Below are 17,480 nucleotides of genomic sequence, written 5' to 3'. Positions count from 1 at the left end.
GCAAACTCATGAAAGCAAGCTACGAAACCAGTTCACCTTCTGGCGGAAGCAATCTCACCATGAGCAACACATTCTCCACTGTATCGTATCTGATGCTGAGATTGAACAGCGGAAAAAACCACATCGCCACGCCAGTGAAATCGCTGTCGTCGTGCCGTTCAGGCGGCCTTCCTATCTTGGCGAACATCTGCTCGGGAGAATCCTTGAATGTCAGGCCAAATGGTAGTTCCCCGGGCCACTCTGCCGCCGCCATCTCGTTTTCGCGATAAAGCGTGACCTGCGCTAAGCTTGCCCCTCGGCTCGATCCGGATTCGACGAAATCCAATTGAACCCCTGCGTGAATCCGAAAATTGGCCACCCAGCGCTCACCCACATTCCGCAAGTTGTTGTCCAGCTTCAAGGGTGCCAAAATCAACCTCAACTCCGGGTCGGACAGCGACTTCCCGAGGATGCTGATGATGTTATCGAGACTCGGAACGATTGCGACCTCATCAAGGTCGGCGGGCATTGGCGGTTGTCGAAGAAGAAAAAGCAGAGAGTCAACACACGAGCCACCGTCAGCATAGGCGGCTACCATCGTCCATTCTGGTAGTTCCCAAGTGTCGCGGACGTAAGATCTGCGGGACACTTCCCACGCGGCTAGTTTGCTCCGCACACTTTCCCTGCTGTCGTCAAACGAGAGATCAAATGGCTGGGCTCCGTTGTACCGGTTTATCCCGTCGTGGTTTCCATAAAAACAGAGCTGGATCAGAAGCATTTTCCCGCTGGGAGCATCGTCTGGATGAGCGTTGCGAAAAACCGCCTCATCCTCAAATCCGAACTCGATGCCAAGCCGGCGATTAACCAACCAGTCGCGAGGTTCGACAATTCGGCGGTCAACGGCCTCCGGTTCGTACTCAATTTCCGGCCGCCGCCGAATTTTGAAATCGTCGAGCATACGCGTGACAACGGGATCGGTGGAAAGCCGGCCCAATAGTTCGGTAATCTGGTCCCTTGTCATGTCACCAATGAACCACGCTGCGCCTGGTCATACCTCGGCTGCCCCGGGCGACATCAGAGTGATCAATTCAATCCCCTTCCAGTCTTCGAGAAACGTAACAACCAAGGTGATGTCTTCAAATCTCCACTCATCCCAGAAAAATGTTTCATTCGACTCGTGCGGTTTGCCAAATCGACTCTGCAACTCCTTTCGCGAGTCGGTCTTTTTTAGATCGTAGGGCAACTGCCCCTGGTAGATCCCCCGGTCAGGATCGCCAATGGAAATGGTGAGTTGCGTCAGTACACCAGTTCCTTCACCAACAGGTTCCTTCAGGTCAGGGTACAGCGCTTCAGCTGTAAAAGTGAGCATCAAACCTGGCATTTCGACGTCCGCAGAGATGCGATTCTTCTTAATTACGGGAGGTTTTCCTAAGCCCATTGCAGCAAGTTTTGATATAATAGATGGGTCCTCTGTCGTCCGACCAAACAGCTCAATCCACTCTTGATATCTCATTGATATTCTTCTCCCTGCTTTGGAATTACTATCTATATTTTTTGCAACATTTTTTGATAGCTTTGTTGATATTCTCTTGTATATCTACTTTTTTTATTTCCTCAACTGCTGCAGCATATTTTGCTGCGCATTTATGAAGACCTTCTTTGATAAGTCCAGCGTGAATAGCTGCTGTGTTTCTTCCCCTAGCTCTATTCATTGCTTCCGGACTGGCGCCGTCTCGATTCATGCGTGCTTCAGTATTTTTGCTTTTGTATGTTTGGCTATACTTTTCGTGGATCCATGCCGGAATGGCTATTGTCTGACCGTGCCGCGTTACCGCCGATTCGACACAATCTTTTTGTGCAGTCGACATGCCTCTTTTGCTCTTCAGTGCCCTTCGAACCAGAGCTCCTCCAGATGGCACATGATCGCGCTCCATGTTGACCGTTTCGGCGTTCTTTTTGTTCAGCTTGGCGTAGGTTCCAAAGTCGCCGCATTCCAGGTCGTCACCGCTTAGCGGCGCCTGCTGGTTGCCGGGTACGGTTGCGGATTGACCCTTAGCCATTGTTGCTCATAGCATCGCCGAGCAACTGGATGTTCTTGCCCTCGGCCTTCACGTCCATCGACCCGGGCGCCACGAATTCCGCCATGCCCTGCGTTTTGGACGACACGATACCGCCGCCTGTTCCCTGGCTGGCCACATCGGGAGATGGCGCACTCATATAATAGCTGCCCTTTATCGCGATCTTCTTGCCTTCAATAAAAACCGTGGACGTGCACTCCTTCAACCGATCAGCCGAACGGCCGAAATTCGGCAAAGGCACAGGCACGAAGGGAGCGGGAGGTCCAGGCATCTTGCAAACGTTCGGAAGCGTTGCAGGTGCCATGTCCATGCTCCCTTCCGTCACAGGGGTTTTAGGCGGATTGACACTCACCGAAACCATCAGGCAGCCTCCGGATTCGCGGCTGGAAAGTCGAGCAGCGCCACCGCCCGCCGGCCGGTCCCGGAACCGGCCCAGAGGGCCGCTCGGCTTCCACGGCAGTAGCCTTTCTGACTGGCGGCCAGAGCGAGGCTCACAAACAGCGGACCGGAGCTCGCACCAACGTCACCCCAGCAGTCGGCTGGATGGGTGGTCTCGACTTCCGGAGCGAACAGGTGGTTGGCGCGCATTGCGGAGTAGACGAGTTCCTCGCTGCGATAGCGCTGGCCGTTGAGGTCGCAATAGGTATCGGTGATCTGCTGGTTCGCCGCCTCCACAACGGGCGCAAGTCCCAGGAACGCGGCACTCAGGCCCTCGCCGACACAGACTTCTTCGCTGTTGATCGTTATCGTTTCCAGCGCCGTGCTGATCGCCGTCAGCCGCGCCAGCGGGGTCAAGCGCAGCGCCTTTGCCACATCGGCCCGCACCAGAAGACAGGCTCCAGCTCCCTCGCCGGGGAAAAAGCCGTCGCGATTGACTTCCGACTTGAGCTGGCCCGTCTCGTCCATCCATCCGAGCGTATTGATGTCGTGATAGGAATCGACCCCAACCACCGCCGCAACATCCGCCCGGCCCTCATCCAGGGCCTTTGCCGCGAGGCCGAACCCAACAAGCCCGGCAGCATGGCCCTGTGCCAGGGATTGTACCCGCAGATTGGTCCGTCGAAGCCGCTGAGAGATGGCCGCGCCCACGGTTTCAGCGATTTTGGCGGGCAGGCCGGGACGCGGTTCGGGTGTGCAAACCACCAGCAGGCTGTTCAGCGGCCTGTCGGCTGTCCCATCGATCTGCGGCAATTGCAAAAGCGCCGAAACGGCAAGCTCCGTCATGCGGTCGGCGAGTTTCACGTCGGGCTCGAGCAAGGCATCGCGCACCAGGCGCATAGGCTCGCCGAGCTGGTCGATAAAGTTTGGATGTTCGGATATCGCCGAAATACCCGCCCGCACAGCCGCCGCTGAACTTTCCGCTGTCAGCCCGACTCCAGTCCGCGCGCCGATTGCGGCCAGATAGATTGGCTTCTTGGGCACGTAGATCGAACTGCTTGGCAGCGGCATGGGCGATCCCGTTACATGAGCTTCTTCAGGCGGACGGTCGTGCTGTCTAGGTAATCGACGTCTTTGTTACAAATCAGCGAACCTTGCCACACCATGATCAACCGTCGCTGGTCCGGCTCCAGAATGACGGTCGCAAGGCTTCCCCTGTGGTGGATTGTCTCGCGCTTGAGGCGTGTTGAGAAGCCGAAAATCAGCCTCGGCAGGCTGAACCGGATTGGTCCATCCGGCGACATGTTGATCGCCTGCACCGGCTCGCCGCCCTTCAGGTAACCGTTCACCTGCTGATCGCGCGGAGCGCAGCAATAATAACGTGGGTCGAGATCTTCCGCCCAGAGCGGGAAGCGCGTCTTCATCCAGGTATCGTCATAGGTGCCGGCGAGTTCGCGCCGGGGCGACCAGTGGCAGGCGATGGCGTTGAACCCGGCGGGCTCCGGCCGGCTCATCCAAGTTGTCACCAGGTTGGCGGGGTCCTCGATATTCGGCAGCGTGCGGCCCAGGCGTCCGTTCGGATTGGAGATCAAGCCCTGGCCGACCGGGTTTCTGTCGTCGAGGCGATGATCCTTGGGGTTGCTCGCGCTGCGGTCCCAGCCGCCCAACGCTGCTTCGTAGCGGATCGGCATCTTGACAAAATATTCTGGACTGGCGATCACGTCGCGGCCGCCGGCTAGGCTAACTGTCCACCAACGGTCGCCGAAGACGCGCAAGCGCTTCTGCACGGGGCCAACCCGGAACCCAACGTCGAGTGCAGTCGTTGGCTTGCCGTTCGGAGCCCACGCAGTTCCGTTGACCAGTACATCCGTGCACGGCTTCACGCCAAAGAAATCGGACTCGTAGATCAGGCTCTTCTCGAAGTCGCCGTCAAGCGGTTGGCCCTGGATAAACAGAGGGACCTGATCATCCGACGGCTTGGTCGTGCCATCCGACGCGATGTCGAAGGTAGCCTTGACACAGACCAGCCAGATTTTGTTGGCGGCTTTGTCCTGGACCCAGCTTCCCATAGCCGGAAAGCCGGTGCTGTTGGATATTGCCCACATACTTATTTGCGCATCCTCAGGCGCTGGCAAATCATTGGCTTAGAGCCTTCTTGAAAACAGGATGCCGGAGCACCCTGCGGTTTCGCTCCAGTGAACAACGCTTGTCATTTGATCCGGTCGCATCAACTGGTCTCCCAGCTCGCCGCAAAGATCTGTTCCAGCGTCGCTTGCGGAGATTGCAGATCGATGTCGAAAATGTCCGAACGGGCGGTCCACATCACCATGTCGCTGATGAGCTCTTCGCTTGGCTCGACAATCGGCACGGGCAGGGCGCCCAGCGCGGCATCCAGTTCGTCGGGCGTCAGCTCGCCGCCTTGGGCGGCGATGGCCGCTTCTTCGATGCTGGCAAACCAAGCCTCGGCGTTGGCCAACTGAACGGGCACTTCGGCAAGCTGCGCAACGATGGTCAAAGGGAATTGTCTGCCAACCCTGTCGGCACTCTGCAAAATGATACCTGCCGACGCGCCGAAGGAAGCCGGGCCAGCCAGGAAACGCAACGCGGTTGTGCTGGGCCAAAATTCCGAACCAAACAACGGGACGAGATGCTGCGCCAGCCAGCGGTCCCAGACGCGCACAAAATCCCCCGGCAGCCGCCGTGTGACGAAATCGCCGGTGGCGGGCATTTTGCCGTAAAAGCCAGGAAGGATCAGATCTGCGGCGGACATGTGAACTTCTTGAACATTTCCAAATTGTAGGGGTTTTCGACACTGGCGGCCTTGAGCTCGAAATCGGCATACATGCCTTTCGTGCCCAGGCGCAGGCTGTAGACATCGGTCAGCGAAGTGCCGGCGAAACGGCCGCTGCGCAGCATTCTCAGCCATGCCCAGCTGCCGGTCTCGTTGAGCAGAATTTCCGGCGATCCGTCGATCGGCTGGAAGGCGAGCGAAATGACCCCGGTGCCGTCCTTGCCGGGCCACGTCATTGGTTGCGGCCGCGTGGCATTGTTGTAGTAGACGAGGCTCTGGCCATCGAGATTGAGCGTGACGCGCGTGACGTTGGGAGACAGGTCCTTCGGTTCGAGCGTGAAGCTCATCACCGGTCCGGTGCCACCGGGAAAGAGATCGTCGCGGATGTGCCTAGCCTGCTCGAACGCCGCCAGCGCCGAAGCATCGAGGCCGAAATCGGCGCGCCATTTCCATGGCTGGCTGGTCGTGTCGACGTAGTTGATCAGGTGGTCGTTGATGAAACCGTCGATCAACCCGGCCGGTCCGAACAGGCGGGCGAAATCACGCACATTGACGTCCACGGCGCTCTCGGCGCTGAACGGATAGCGGTCGGTCAGCGCGGCCTGGCAGAATGGCAGTATGTCGGCCCGCCAGATAGCGTTGAGCTCCGAGGTGACCGCCTTCTGAGTCAAATTGCTGGTGTCGCCGGCAATCCCGCCCAGCCAGGTGTTGATGGGGTCGGGCAGGATCTGTGCCTGCCTAGCGACCGCACCGGTCAGTTCGGCAAGGCCGCCCTGCTTCTTGATGGCATCTTGCGGGTTGGGGTTCGCGGTGACCGTCTGCAGCACGTTCGAAAGCGCGGTCAGCGCGACAACCGCCGCATCCAGTGCCGGCGGCTGGCCGTCGACCTCGGCGATGGTGCTCTTGAGCGGTTTGAAATGTTCGGCCACCAGATTGCCGGTCAGGTCCACCTCGCTGGCCGATCCGGCGCGGGGAAGCAGTTTCGCACCGCTTGTCGCCAGCTTGCCGAGCTTGCCAAGCTTGCCGAGCAGTTTCGAAGCGCCCTTGGCCGCCGCCTTGTTGTCGGCGGGCGCGTCATCTTCGGAGCGCGTCAACTCGGTCTCCTGAACGACCGCCGTAAGCAGCCGCTTCAGCGCAGAATCGGCACTCGACAGGTCCTTCAGATTTTCGCCGGCGACATTGAGATCGGTCAGTGGCGCCAGCCTCATGTCGCGCAGGAAGCTGTCCCATTGCGCGATATAGTCGTCATAGTAGAGCTTCAGAATGTCCTCGGACAGCGCCGAGACCGAGGTTTCGGAGTTTTCCGAGCAGCCGCCGGCGAAAACCGCGCGATCGAGCGCCGCCTGGGCGGCGACATCGTCGATGCGGTCGAGAATGACGTCGTGGAAGCCGGAATAGGTGAAGGCTCCGGAAATGCCGACGCGAAGCGTCTTGGCGGAACGCCGCGCAAACACCTTGCCCCCGTTGGGGCCGGCGAAATTGGCCGGGATCCACTCCTTGAGCCCGGCCACTGCCGGATCGGCCAGCAACTGCTTGTAGGCACGCGCCGGCAGCGAAATCGTGCACACCGTCTTCAGCGCTTCGGCAACCAGCGCCTGGTCGGGCGCGATATAGCTTTCGTCGACCGTCATGCGGCGGATCGCTGCAAGCTGGTGCTCTTCGGCATCGGCGGTCGGAAATGGTGCCGCGGCGGCAAATTCTGGCAAGCTGTTGACCCACCAGTTCTGGGCGAAATCGGGATCCATCTGCGACAGGCCCGTCATCATGCGATAGGTCTTCAGCGCCCCGAGCATGAAATCCGGATCGCGGATCTGCCGCCACATGGTCGCCTCGAGCAGTGCGACCATGCGTGGCTCGAGGACGTTGCGCAGAGCGTGGTCGTAGGTGTCTGTCTGCGCCCGCACCAGTTCCGCCGAGGCCGATGGCCCCAGCAGGTCATGGGCGGCGCCCGGCGGTGCTGTCCGGGCAGTTGCGACCGCGTCCATCGCACCGAGTGCGCCGTCCATGGCAGGCTGCTCCACCGATGCAGGGGTTGCGGCAACGGAGGTCAGCGGCGCTTGCAGGGCTTCGAACTGGCCTGCCTGCGCCGAGATCGCATTGCGGTTGTCGTAGTAGGACCAGGTGAACACCGCACTGGCCAACAAGCCCGCCACGGCACATGCGGCCGCGGCACCCCGCCAGATCCAGGCGCGGCGGCGTTGCGCCAGCGGGTCGAACGTACCAAGGCCCGCTTCCTTGAAGATCACTTCGGTGAGCAGGTTCTTCAGGAAGAAGCTGCGTTTCTCGACCCTTGGCGCGGGCAGGGCCCGCCGTGGCGGTAGGCCGAAGGAAGAAGACAGCGCCGCGGTCAGCCGGTCGATGGGCGCCCCTTCCTGCGTCGCCGATGTCAGATAGAGCCCGCGCAGCCAGGCGACCTCTTCGTACCGGCTTTCGCCGAACATCGCCTCGACCAGCACCTGGATCGGTTCGGACAGGCTTGCCAGTTGGGCGGGAAACCTGAAGATCTCGGCACGGGCGGCGAGTTTGTCCTCATCCTCCAGGCGCGGCACCAACCTCCGCTCGAGTTCCGTCGCCAGCGTCGAAATCTCTCGTTCGATGGTCTTGGCATCCACGCGTGCATCCAGCGCGAAGGTCGTTCCCCATACCTGCTCGCGCGAGGCGGTGGACAAGCCGCCGAAGAAGGCCTCGAACCCCCTGATCAGATCGGCCTTGGTCAGCATCAGATAGACTGGAAGGCGAATTTCGAGCCGGTCGTTGAGCTCGGCCAACCGGCGGCGGATCTTGCGGCCGTGCGCCTTGATGGCTTCGTCGCCTTCCGAAAGCACGTCGATCGAAAGCGCGACGATCACGCCGTTAAGCGCGCGGCGGCCCCGGTGCTTCTTCAATAGGTCGAGGAAGCCCAACCATTCGGCCGCGTCCACATCGGGCTGGCTCTCCTGCTGGACATAGCGGCCGGCGGTGTCGATCAGAACCGCGTTTTCGGAAAAGAACCAGTCGCAGTTGCGCGTGCCGCCGACCCCCTGCAGGTCGTCGGTGAGGTCGATCGGAAAATTCAGCCCGGACTGCCGCAAGGCGGTGGTCTTGCCGGTGGCCGGCGGCCCGACGATCACATACCATGGCATCTCGCGCAGAAACTTGCGTCCGCCCAACTTGCGGCGTTTCAGTTCAGCCATCACCTCGGCGAACTTGGCGCCCACGGCTGCGACATTCTCTTCGCCGGGGCTGAGCGGCTTTTCCACCGCTGGCGCGGCGATCTCGGCGACGAACATGCGGTTGGCGCGGATCGCCCGGCGCTGGGCGACGATCAGCCAGATTAGCCAGAAGATGACCAGCAGCGCGATGATGACGATGCGCACATTTTCAGAGTCGAACGGTGCGTAGGGACCGACCCTAACGATCGGACCGAACATCCAGATGACCAGGGAAAGCAGCGTGATGCCGATCAGCGTCCACAGCCAGCGCGATGTCAGAACTGCCCAGAGGAAGCGCAGGATGAACATCTCACAGCCTCTTTTCGACGAGCACCTCGACGCGGCGGTTCAAGGCTCGCCCCTCGCGCGTGCTGTCGGTGGCCACTGGATCGGTGGCCGCGCGGCCCTCGGAATGGACGCGGGCCTGCGGCACTCCGTTCTGGACCAGCATGTCGGCAATCGTCTGGGCGCGAGCCTCGGACAGCCGCTGGTTGGTCGATAGCGGATTGGTCTTCTGCAGGGGAACGCTGTCCGTATGACCGATAACGGTGATGTTTCCAATCAGCTCCTGATTGGCCAGGATCACCTTGGCAATCGACCCGATCAGGGGCTGGAAGCCATCGGTCAGTTGTGGCCGCGACGACTGGAACAGTTCGGGGTTGGAGGCCTGGATGATCAGCTTGGTCAGCGAAACGCTCTCGGTGCCGCTGAGGGCAGATTTCAGCTCGGCCGGCGCCCCGGCCTGAAATTCCGGCAACAGCGCAAACTCCACCTTCTCCGGCGGCGGGGCATCGACCTTGGGCGAAGCCCGGGTGATGTCGCCGCGTGCGGGCGGCGGCAGCGCGCGAACAAGCGCGGAGAGCTCGACCGCCTGGCTGCTCAGTCCCGTCGAGAGCCCGACATGGACTGCCGTGGCAACGACCGCCGCACCGAGCGCCATGACCCAGATCGGAACGATGAAGCGTTGCGGCTCGTCGGATGCGATCACGCCCTTCCAGTTTGGCGACAATGGCGCGCCTTCGGCGTCGACATCGCGCAAGAATCGTGCCGCCGCCACACGAACGGCATTGATCGAGCGGTCGCCTGACCGGTTTGCCACACGATATTTGCCACGGAAGCCAAGCGCCAGGCAGTGATACTGCAACTCCAGCAATTCGCGATCCCGGTTGGGATGGCGCTCGAGTTCGTCGAGACGTGTGAAGAACTGCGTTCCGGCATCGACATCGCCGCGCAGCATGACAACAAGCGGCTGCCGCGGCCAGGCGCTGGCCCCGCCCCATGGCGTGTTCAGGGCCAGATCGTCGAGCAGCGCCGCCACGACCCATGCTGCCTGGTCGGCCCGCTCCATTGAGGATCCCGCCGTCATTGCCGTGTCGCGGGCCCGCACCAGTTCTTCGAGCAACCGGGTACGCAATGCTTCCGGATTGTCCGGTGCCAGCGCGCTTTCAAGTTCGGGAGCGAACTCGAGCAAGGCCGCGAATGCGTTGACAAGCGCGTTCGGGTGGGTGCGGGACCGCTTGACAACCGCGCCCGGCAAGAGTGGCGCCATGGGCCGCGGCATCGGCGCGCCGGTCAATCGAATGCGAGTGCGTTCGCGATCCTCCGACAGTCCGAAAGGATCATCGCGGCTCATCATCTCACCTGTTCACCGAATAGCAGTCCACCTGCGGCTCGCTTGGCAACACGCCCGAAACGCCGATGACGAAGCCGGGAGCATCGAGCAGCGACGCCCAGTACTCGCTTTTCTGGTCCAGCTCGAGGCATAGCCGATCGCCATCGTAAGGGATTTCGCGCGGCTGCGAATGAAGCGGTTTCAGCGGAATACCGGGCAAGCGCGACTTCCACAGGCCCTCGAACTGGTCGGCCGAGCCGACGGTCGCCTGGTTGACGAATATCTTGCGCAGCGCGTCCTCCGACAGCTCCGAACCGACCCGGATGACGATCCGGCTGGCCACCAGCAGCTTCGGGTTGTCGATGCGGATTTTCCAGACATTGGTCGAATGCCGCATGACCGGCAGCGCACGCGATTTCGGCTCGATGTAACGCAGGCTGAGGATGAGCGAGCGCAGCGCATCCGCCAGCGCCGAATAGGCGGGGCCGGGCGCCATGTGATCGTAGGCGGGCAACTCGCCCAGCCGTCGTGCGCTCGATCCGTAAGTCGCCATCGAACCGGCAAGCCCGGCAAGTTCCAGGTAAAGCTCGGCCGGATGGAAGACATCCTGGGCCAGTATGTGGGCCAGCCGCGGGCGCGCCGCATTGGCGAGGTTGAGCATCAGCAGATCTTCGACGCTGCGCCCAGGCCCGCCCATGACCATCTTCCCATGCGCCTCGGCGATCTGGTCGAGGCCGGTGACAACCTCCAGCAGCAGCTGCCGATACCAGGCCACTGCGCCGGTAACCAGTGTCGGCGGCAGGAAGGTCTCGTCGAGGGAGACGCCGCCGTCGGCGCGAACGCCCTTGAGGTCGGCTATCGGCAAGGCCGTGTAGCCGCCGACCGACTTGCCGGGTGCAAGCAGCAGCGCCTGCGGGCGGGCGATCTCGATTTCTTCAGGGTCTGAACCGCCCTGGACGGCGTCTCGCACCGATACGATCCGCCCGTGATATCGTGCCCCCGAGGCGGCGGCATGCGCCGGATCGAAGCCGACACCGCCGGCAGGCTCCAGCGGCAAGGCGACCAGCACCGGTCCGGCGCCCGTGTCCGGGGTCACCGGCAGCGGTCTCGGCGCGTCCATCATGTCTGGAATGGAAAAGGGTGTTCCGTCCGGGAAGATGCCCCGTGCGGACAGGATCGAAACCTGGCCGGCGTCCAGCAATACCTGGTCCAGCGTCAGCTGTTGAAAGCCGAACGTATGCAGTTGCCCGGCCTGCAACGCGCCGCGCACCGTCGCCTCGAAGAAGCGATCCTGCTGCTGGAAATGCTGGGTCCGCAGGAAAAGCCCCTCGGACCATAGCACCCTGTTTGCATCGCTCATGCCGCTACTCTCTGCATTGAGCTCCCCTTGCCCTGGCCGCTAGGCGGAAATGCCGCCGCTGCCAAGCGTGACGTTGATCGTGAATTTCGATCCCGGCGATACTGACTTGGTTGTCCGCCAGTTCCTGCCGCCAGGCTCTCGGATCAGCGCAACGAAGCCCAGCGCCGTCGCGTCCGGCTCGACGGTGATGGTTTTAGATGCGGATTTCCCCGGCCCGACAGCGATCTGGTCGGACCCGATGAGATCACCTGCCAGCGCCGTGCCGGCATCCCCCTGCAGCGCAAAATAGTCGGCGGAATTGAATTTGCCGGCGCTTTTCAGCCGCATCACGAGAACCGTCACCGGCCGGTCGCCGCCACCTGGTCCTGGGTTCATGCCGGCCCCGCCGGTCACGTTGACGGTGATCACCGATGGTTTTGGCGGACCACTCTGGCAAGCCGCAAGCAGCCCCGTCGCGCCCAGGGCAACGACAAATTCGCGTCGATCGATCATCTCTCACTCCTCCTCGTATGCATCCCGAAAATCAGCGCCAATTTCGCCAAGGAAGCTTTTTTCCGCGCTCTCGGCGATTTCACGATGGCGTTTCTGGTAAAGCTCCCAAAGCTTGGCGCCGCGCCCGCCTGAAAGCAGGGTGCCGATCGCCGAATTCGATTTCAGCTCTTCCTCGATCTCGGCCGGGTCAAAACGGTCGATCATCCGCCGCAGGGCGGCCTGTATGCCGCGCCAGGCGCGCACGTGATGTTGCGCGAGATCGCGAACCGCGTCGGCGATTGCCGCTTCGCCGGCAAGAAATCCGGGGCTGCGCTCTGCGATAAGCGTGACGATGGCATCGTCGACCGTCGGCAGGAACTTGAGCGGATTGACTTCGGAGGCTCCGACCATGGTCTGGGCGACGCGGGCGTTTCCCTTTTCCTCGGCCCGCTTGCGCAGGAGCTGCATCAGGCCTTCCATCATCAGCCGATATTCGCGGCCAAACTTCTCCATTTCCGCGATGCTATCGCGTCCGGGGAAATCGGCTTCCTCGACGCCCATGCCGTGCAGGAATGCGGAGCGAAGCGCCGACTCTCCCGGCTGCGGCGCGACCGGCGCGCGGGCGGGTTTGGCAGCAGCGACCGCACGTGGTGGGGGAGGGGTATCCGCCGTTTGCACGGGCAAATCCCAGGGATTGGCGGATTGGGGTCGTTGGGCGATGCGCTCGCGCTGTCCGGTCGAGCTGGCGCCGTTTGTCGAACTGGGCACTGCCGCCGGTCCGAAACCAAAATCATCATTGAAATCGGACGGTTTTCCGGCTGCCGGTTCGACGCCGCGGCTGGGGGACGGCACTGGGTCGAGGCCGAATGGGTCCGCTTGGCTCGCCACGCGGCCCGGTTCGAAATAAGGGGCGGCATTTGTCGACACAGGCGTTGAAACCGGATCAAGGCTGAACGGGTCATCGAAAGCAGGCGAGTTGCGCTGGGAGGCGGCACGCTCGAACGCGCCCGGAACCGGCTGCTCGAACGGGTTCGGCAGATCGGCCGGACGTGGCCGTCGCGGCTCTTCTTCGACCTTGGCGGAAAAGAAATCATCGCGGCCGATGCTCACCGGCGCCCGAGAGGGCTGCGGTACGCGTTCGGGAACCGGCTGGCCGGCTGCGGGTGCTTGAGCGACCGGCGTTTGCAGGTCGACATAGACGATGTAGTCGCCCAGCCTCAGCCGCATGCCGTTTTGAAGGCGCGTCGACTTGCCGGCGCCGAGCGGGCTGTCAGAGCCGTTTATGAACAATCCGCTGCTCGACGTGTCGGTGACGAAATATCCGTCTCGCCCGCCAGAAATCATGCAGTGAGCCCGCGAAACGAACATGTCGGGGTCATCGATCTGCCAGCCCGCGTCGGCGCTTCGGCCGATCACCAGCTCACCCTCGTCCAGCCGGGTCTGCCGTACCGCCTGGGTGCGTGGCCCTTGCTCCAGCGTCAGCAGCAGACTCATGCCGCGACCCCCGCGATTTCCGGCCGCCATCCGACGATTGTCCGCAGCCGCATGTCGTCAGCATCGCCCCTTTCGGCGGGCCGCGCAAGCCAGGTGGTCCGGCCGAGCTGTACCGCTCCGATACGCGGCGGCGGCACGGCTTCACGCGCAAGCACGATGCGCAGGTCGACGTCGAGCGATTCCCCGATCATGTCCCGAACGGCCTGCTTGAACAGTTTGAGCCGCTGGCCGCCAGGCAGGAAGGCCTTGAAGTCCTCGTATCCCAGCGGGCCGACACGCAGTTCGATCCTGCTCTGGCGGTTGAAAACGCGCGGGCCGATCGTCGCCCCCCGGCCGAGCCCCGCATAGGCCTTTGCAAGGCGGGTCTGGAGGCTGGTCGGCACGGTTATCCAGGCAGCGATGAACTCCCTGATCTGCACCGGCACCTTGAATGCTTCCGCCAGGAACAGCGTCAGCCGTTCCGGGCCGTCGACCTGGCTGGCGAGCGAAGCCGCCTGGCGAAGCTTCACCGTATCGAGATCGGCGTCCTGGGTGCCGGGAAGTCCGATCCCAGCCATGGCTTCCAGCATGGCGCGAACACGTCCGCCGACCGCGCGTTCGACCTGCACGGCCGGATGCGCGTCCGCCCACGCCCGGTAGTAGAGGGCAATCATGCGGTGCTGCAGAATGTTGACGAAGTCCACGAACGTCGTGTCGCTGGTCAGCTGTGCGTCGGTGCCGGCGAACCAGCGCTGCGACAGGCGGTCGAGCACCCAGCGCGTCAGGTGCAGCGGCATGGGACCCTCGGGTCCCAGCAGGCCGAGATTTGCGACCGTGACCCGGGCCGGCGCCTCGCCGTCGGCTTCACGGAACTGAACCAGGTCCCGCGCCGAAAAGGCGAGGCGCACATGCTGGCCGAGCCGTGCCGGCTCGCGGTCGGGGCGGCCGGAATGGCCGAACAGACCGCTCCGCTGTTCGAGACGGCGCAGCAGTTCGAAGAAGTCGAACGTCTCGGACAGACCTTCGGCCCGGTTCGGGCTGGGCTTGTCTAGATCAGGTAGCGATTGCCGGGCGTCATCGGCCATGGCACATCCTCCTGCTTCTGCAGCAGCCGCGTGCGGGTTCGCACGAAGCCGTTTATTCCGGCGTGACGGGCAAACAGCCGCGCCAGCAAGGCCGAAAGCAGCAAGGTGCTTTGGCCGGCCAGTACCGATTGATCAACGTGCAACGTCACTTCGGTACCGCGTCCGAAGCACATTGGCCCATCGATCTGCAGCCGTTCGATGACCGGCTGCGAGTCGATACGCACGATCGAATGCACATTGCGGGCAAGGCTCGGATCGCCGCGGTCGGCATAGAGGTCGAGCAGAGCATGCAGAGGGTCGATGCCGCGGCCTTCCTTGGCAAGGCTGAGGAAGTTGAGCGCGAGCTGCGCCACCAGCCGCCAGGCAAGATCGTCGGCCCGCGATTCACCGTCGGCCCCAGCCGGCAGCGCCGCGGGGATGGCCGGCTGCGGCGGACGCAGCGCACCAAGCAGCCTGACAGTTTCGACCGGGTCGCCGGCCTCCAGCGTCAATGTCGGATTGTCATCGAGGATCGGCAGATCACGATTGGTACAAAGCGCCATGACGTCGAGACGCTTGAGCGGCCGGTTAGCCGGGCTTGCGAGCGGCCGGGATATGGCCAGGAAAACGTCGTCCCCGGTGTATGAGGTGCGGGTCAGGCCGTCGCGCCGTTCCTCCTCCGTTGCTCTGCGTGGGCGCCGTTCGGTCGAATAGACCCAGCCACTGCCGCGGTTCTGCCCCAGGCTGAAGAGTTCGGGGATTTCCGCGTCATTGCCTTCTGTGTCGGCGTCCTCGACGCGGATGACCCGATAGATTTCGAAGTCGCGCGCCCGCGTTCGGTCTGCATGCAACACCTGCCGCGTCCTGCGCGCATCGACCTCGATGACGTTGCACTCACGTTCGAACAGATTGATGATCGGCGTCGCGAAAAGCTCGAAGTCCGCGGGTGTCAGGTCAGCCAGTTCGGGCACCGCGCGTCTGAACAAGAAGATGATCTCGAGACCGGCGGCGCATCGGCGCATAACGGGCTGAAGCCCGGAAACCCGCGCATAGTGAAAGCGCTCGGGCATCATGAAATATTCGCGCAGCAGGCGGTACCCCTCGAATGTCGGACGGGTGCGAGGCATCAGGGCCTCGTCGTCGCTGATTCCGACCATTTCGGGTGCCGGCAGGGGTGACAACGGGTTGGTCTTGCCTTCCGGGCGTGCGCCAACGGCAGAGCACGCGCCGAAAATCGCATCGAACAGGAGCGGCGCCTTGGTGCGTCCAGCAAAATAGAGGTCGAGCCGGTCGAGGGCCAATTCGTCGAGCCTGCCTTTTCCGGTCCGGGCCAGCACGATGCGGAGCGCCGCCGCGCCGCCGACGCCGCCGATCGGCCCGATGCCGGCCATCGCCAGCGCACTGCGATCCTGAAAATAGCTGACCGAAGTGATCGCTATCGGCCACAGGGTCATTTCCTGAGCGGTGGAGAAGGTGCAACGCGTCGACAGGCCGGGCTGCAGGCTGGAAACCAGCCGCGTGTTGCGCTTGACGACGTGGCCGGCGAGCATGGTCTGGACCTGCTGGCCGGGTTTCAGCACGGCCATCGCCGTTGCCGGCGCCGGCGTGACCAGATCGGGATAGAGAACCTCAAGCACGCTGCGTGAAAATCGCGAGCGCTCGGCATCGACCTTCAGCCGGGTGCGCGCGGCAAGGAAGGCGACGCCGTCCAGCAGCCGCTCGACATACGGGTCCGGACACGGGACCGTGTCGAGCGACAGGTTACGCGCCACCGCCGGATGCATGTCGGCAAATTCCGCCGCAAGGCCACGGATATGGGTCAGTTCCTCCTCGTAATATTCGACGAAGACCCGATCCATCTCAGGCGTCCCTAATTTCGGTCCGCGCCAAGCCGTTGTCGAGATTGATCGTGGTGCGCAGGCGCATGCGTTCCGGCGTCGGCGTCATGATCAGCACGGCGTCAATCTCGATCTTCAGGCCAACGGTCTTGTCGCCAAGGGTGACCGTAACCTTTGTTTCGCTCTCCTTGAGGCGAGGCTCGAAGGTGGCGAGCACCGCGCGGATCTCGCGCGCCAGCACGTCGCGATCAAAGTCGCGGGACGACCGGCCCGAGAAGGAAGGCACGCCGTAATTGACCACGCTTCGACGCACCTCCGGAAAATCGGCAAGCGAAGGTGGATTGTCCGACACCTGTTCGTTTTCCAGATCGGAAAGCAGCGGTGTGGCCTCGAAGCGCTCGGTGTTGAAGAGCGCCTCGATGTCACGCCGTACCGCTTCCCTGAGCACGCGAGCCGAAACCACCACGCCGCGACTTTCGATCTCGACGCGGTGCTGGGTCTGAAAGGCCAATCGATGCAGACGCCGTTTTTGATCGGGTGTCAGTTCCGCATCGGCGTCTATTGTTCGCGCACTGCTGGCGACAAGGGTATCGAGACGCTCCGCGCCAAGCTCGTCGAGCAAGACATGGCGCAGCCCGTCTATCTCCGAGGTCAGGCCCGGCAGGTCATTGACGAGGCGATCCCAAAGTGAAGGCTGGACAGCCTCGCTTTTGGCCCGCAAGCTGCCGGTAGTCTGCTGCTTGCCCGCGCCGGGTCGCCGAACCTCACTTGCCGACATAGACATCCATTTCGGCTTCATCATTGCCGTCATAGACGAACTTGATCTTCTTGTAGGCGAAGCTGACCTCTTCCTGGATCAGGTCTTCCTCGTCCGGCGCCTGCGACATGTCGTATTCCATGATCGAGGCGTCGGTGAGGGTCACGACCAGGTAATCCTTGGTCTCACCATCGATGGTCCGCCGTGCCGAGAACACCACCTCATCCAGGGCCTTGTTCTCGAACAAAGCCTTTTTCAAATAGGGCGAGGATTTGTCGTAATGTTTGATGAACTTGATCATGCCCATGGACACGCGGCCACGGCGTGAGAGCGAATTCGGATCATACGGTGCGACCATCTTGTAGTCGACGCCATGGATTTCGATCTCGTCATCGTGGCCGTCGCGGGTGCTCGGGCCTTTGATATCCGGAACCTTTAGAAAACCATCAATCTTCACTGGCATTGTCTTTCTCCACCGCTTTCAAAAC

16 protein-coding genes are annotated in these 17,480 nt (G+C 62.3%); all 16 read right to left on the bottom strand.

What is annotated here, in order from left to right; genetic code table 11:
- Positions 1–19: 19 nt before the first annotated feature.
- Positions 20–1,000, bottom strand: a complete 981-nt coding sequence (locus HNQ71_RS06250; protein ID WP_184871664.1) for a hypothetical protein — start codon at positions 998–1,000, stop codon at positions 20–22.
- 27 nt (positions 1,001–1,027) lie between these two features.
- Positions 1,028–1,492: a hypothetical protein gene (locus HNQ71_RS06245; protein ID WP_184871663.1), complete on the bottom strand. Its 465-nt coding sequence runs from the start codon at positions 1,490–1,492 to the stop codon at positions 1,028–1,030.
- Between the two features lie 28 nt (positions 1,493–1,520).
- Positions 1,521–2,039, bottom strand: coding sequence for a hypothetical protein (locus HNQ71_RS06240; RefSeq protein WP_184871662.1), 519 nt, complete (start codon positions 2,037–2,039; stop codon positions 1,521–1,523).
- The gene (locus HNQ71_RS06235) at positions 2,032–2,418 is read right to left on the bottom strand and encodes a PAAR-like domain-containing protein (protein ID WP_184871661.1); all 387 of its coding nucleotides are present in this window, start codon (positions 2,416–2,418) and stop codon (positions 2,032–2,034) included. Before HNQ71_RS06235 ends, HNQ71_RS06240 begins: the two co-directional genes overlap by 8 nt.
- The gene (locus tag HNQ71_RS06230; RefSeq protein ID WP_184871660.1) at positions 2,418–3,506 is read right to left on the bottom strand and encodes a beta-ketoacyl synthase N-terminal-like domain-containing protein; all 1,089 of its coding nucleotides are present in this window, start codon (positions 3,504–3,506) and stop codon (positions 2,418–2,420) included. Before HNQ71_RS06230 ends, HNQ71_RS06235 begins: the two co-directional genes overlap by 1 nt.
- An 11-nt stretch (positions 3,507–3,517) precedes the next feature.
- Complete coding sequence (locus tag HNQ71_RS06225; protein WP_184871659.1) at positions 3,518–4,504, bottom strand: DUF2169 family type VI secretion system accessory protein; 987 nt, start codon at positions 4,502–4,504, stop codon at positions 3,518–3,520.
- Positions 4,505–4,662: 158 nt separating this feature from the next.
- Complete coding sequence (gene tagF, locus HNQ71_RS06220; protein WP_184871658.1) at positions 4,663–5,205, bottom strand: type VI secretion system-associated protein TagF; 543 nt, start codon at positions 5,203–5,205, stop codon at positions 4,663–4,665.
- Entirely contained in the window at positions 5,187–8,726 is a 3,540-nt protein-coding gene (gene tssM, locus HNQ71_RS06215) for a type VI secretion system membrane subunit TssM (RefSeq protein ID WP_184871657.1), read from the bottom strand. The genes tagF and tssM overlap by 19 nt, the downstream gene beginning before the upstream one ends.
- Position 8,727: 1 nt before the next feature.
- Positions 8,728–10,050: a type IVB secretion system protein IcmH/DotU gene (gene icmH, locus HNQ71_RS06210; RefSeq protein ID WP_184871656.1), complete on the bottom strand. Its 1,323-nt coding sequence runs from the start codon at positions 10,048–10,050 to the stop codon at positions 8,728–8,730.
- 4 nt (positions 10,051–10,054) lie between these two features.
- The gene (gene tssK, locus HNQ71_RS06205) at positions 10,055–11,389 is read right to left on the bottom strand and encodes a type VI secretion system baseplate subunit TssK (protein WP_184871655.1); all 1,335 of its coding nucleotides are present in this window, start codon (positions 11,387–11,389) and stop codon (positions 10,055–10,057) included.
- A 39-nt stretch (positions 11,390–11,428) separates the two neighbouring features.
- The gene (gene tssJ / locus HNQ71_RS06200) at positions 11,429–11,881 is read right to left on the bottom strand and encodes a type VI secretion system lipoprotein TssJ (protein ID WP_184871654.1); all 453 of its coding nucleotides are present in this window, start codon (positions 11,879–11,881) and stop codon (positions 11,429–11,431) included.
- A gap of 3 nt (positions 11,882–11,884) precedes the next feature.
- A complete protein-coding gene (tagH, locus tag HNQ71_RS06195; protein ID WP_184871653.1) occupies positions 11,885–13,354 on the bottom strand; it encodes a type VI secretion system-associated FHA domain protein TagH in 1,470 nt (489 codons plus the stop codon).
- The gene (gene tssG, locus HNQ71_RS06190) at positions 13,351–14,418 is read right to left on the bottom strand and encodes a type VI secretion system baseplate subunit TssG (protein ID WP_184871652.1); all 1,068 of its coding nucleotides are present in this window, start codon (positions 14,416–14,418) and stop codon (positions 13,351–13,353) included. Before tssG ends, tagH begins: the two co-directional genes overlap by 4 nt.
- Positions 14,382–16,256: a type VI secretion system baseplate subunit TssF gene (gene tssF / locus HNQ71_RS06185; RefSeq protein WP_184871651.1), complete on the bottom strand. Its 1,875-nt coding sequence runs from the start codon at positions 16,254–16,256 to the stop codon at positions 14,382–14,384. Before tssF ends, tssG begins: the two co-directional genes overlap by 37 nt.
- Before the next feature lies 1 nt (position 16,257).
- Positions 16,258–17,013, bottom strand: coding sequence for a type VI secretion system baseplate subunit TssE (gene tssE / locus HNQ71_RS06180; RefSeq protein ID WP_184872252.1), 756 nt, complete (start codon positions 17,011–17,013; stop codon positions 16,258–16,260).
- On the bottom strand, positions 17,000–17,455 hold the full coding sequence (locus tag HNQ71_RS06175; protein WP_095080773.1) for an Hcp family type VI secretion system effector: 456 nt from the start codon (positions 17,453–17,455) through the stop codon (positions 17,000–17,002). The genes tssE and HNQ71_RS06175 overlap by 14 nt, the downstream gene beginning before the upstream one ends.
- Positions 17,456–17,480: the final 25 nt, after the last annotated feature.

The sequence above is a fragment of the Mesorhizobium sangaii genome (genome assembly GCF_014207355.1).
GTDB classification, from domain to species: domain Bacteria; phylum Pseudomonadota; class Alphaproteobacteria; order Rhizobiales; family Rhizobiaceae; genus Mesorhizobium; species Mesorhizobium sangaii.
The sequence above is the reverse complement of the archived record's forward strand: the minus strand, read 5'-3'. Positions and strand labels throughout refer to the sequence as shown.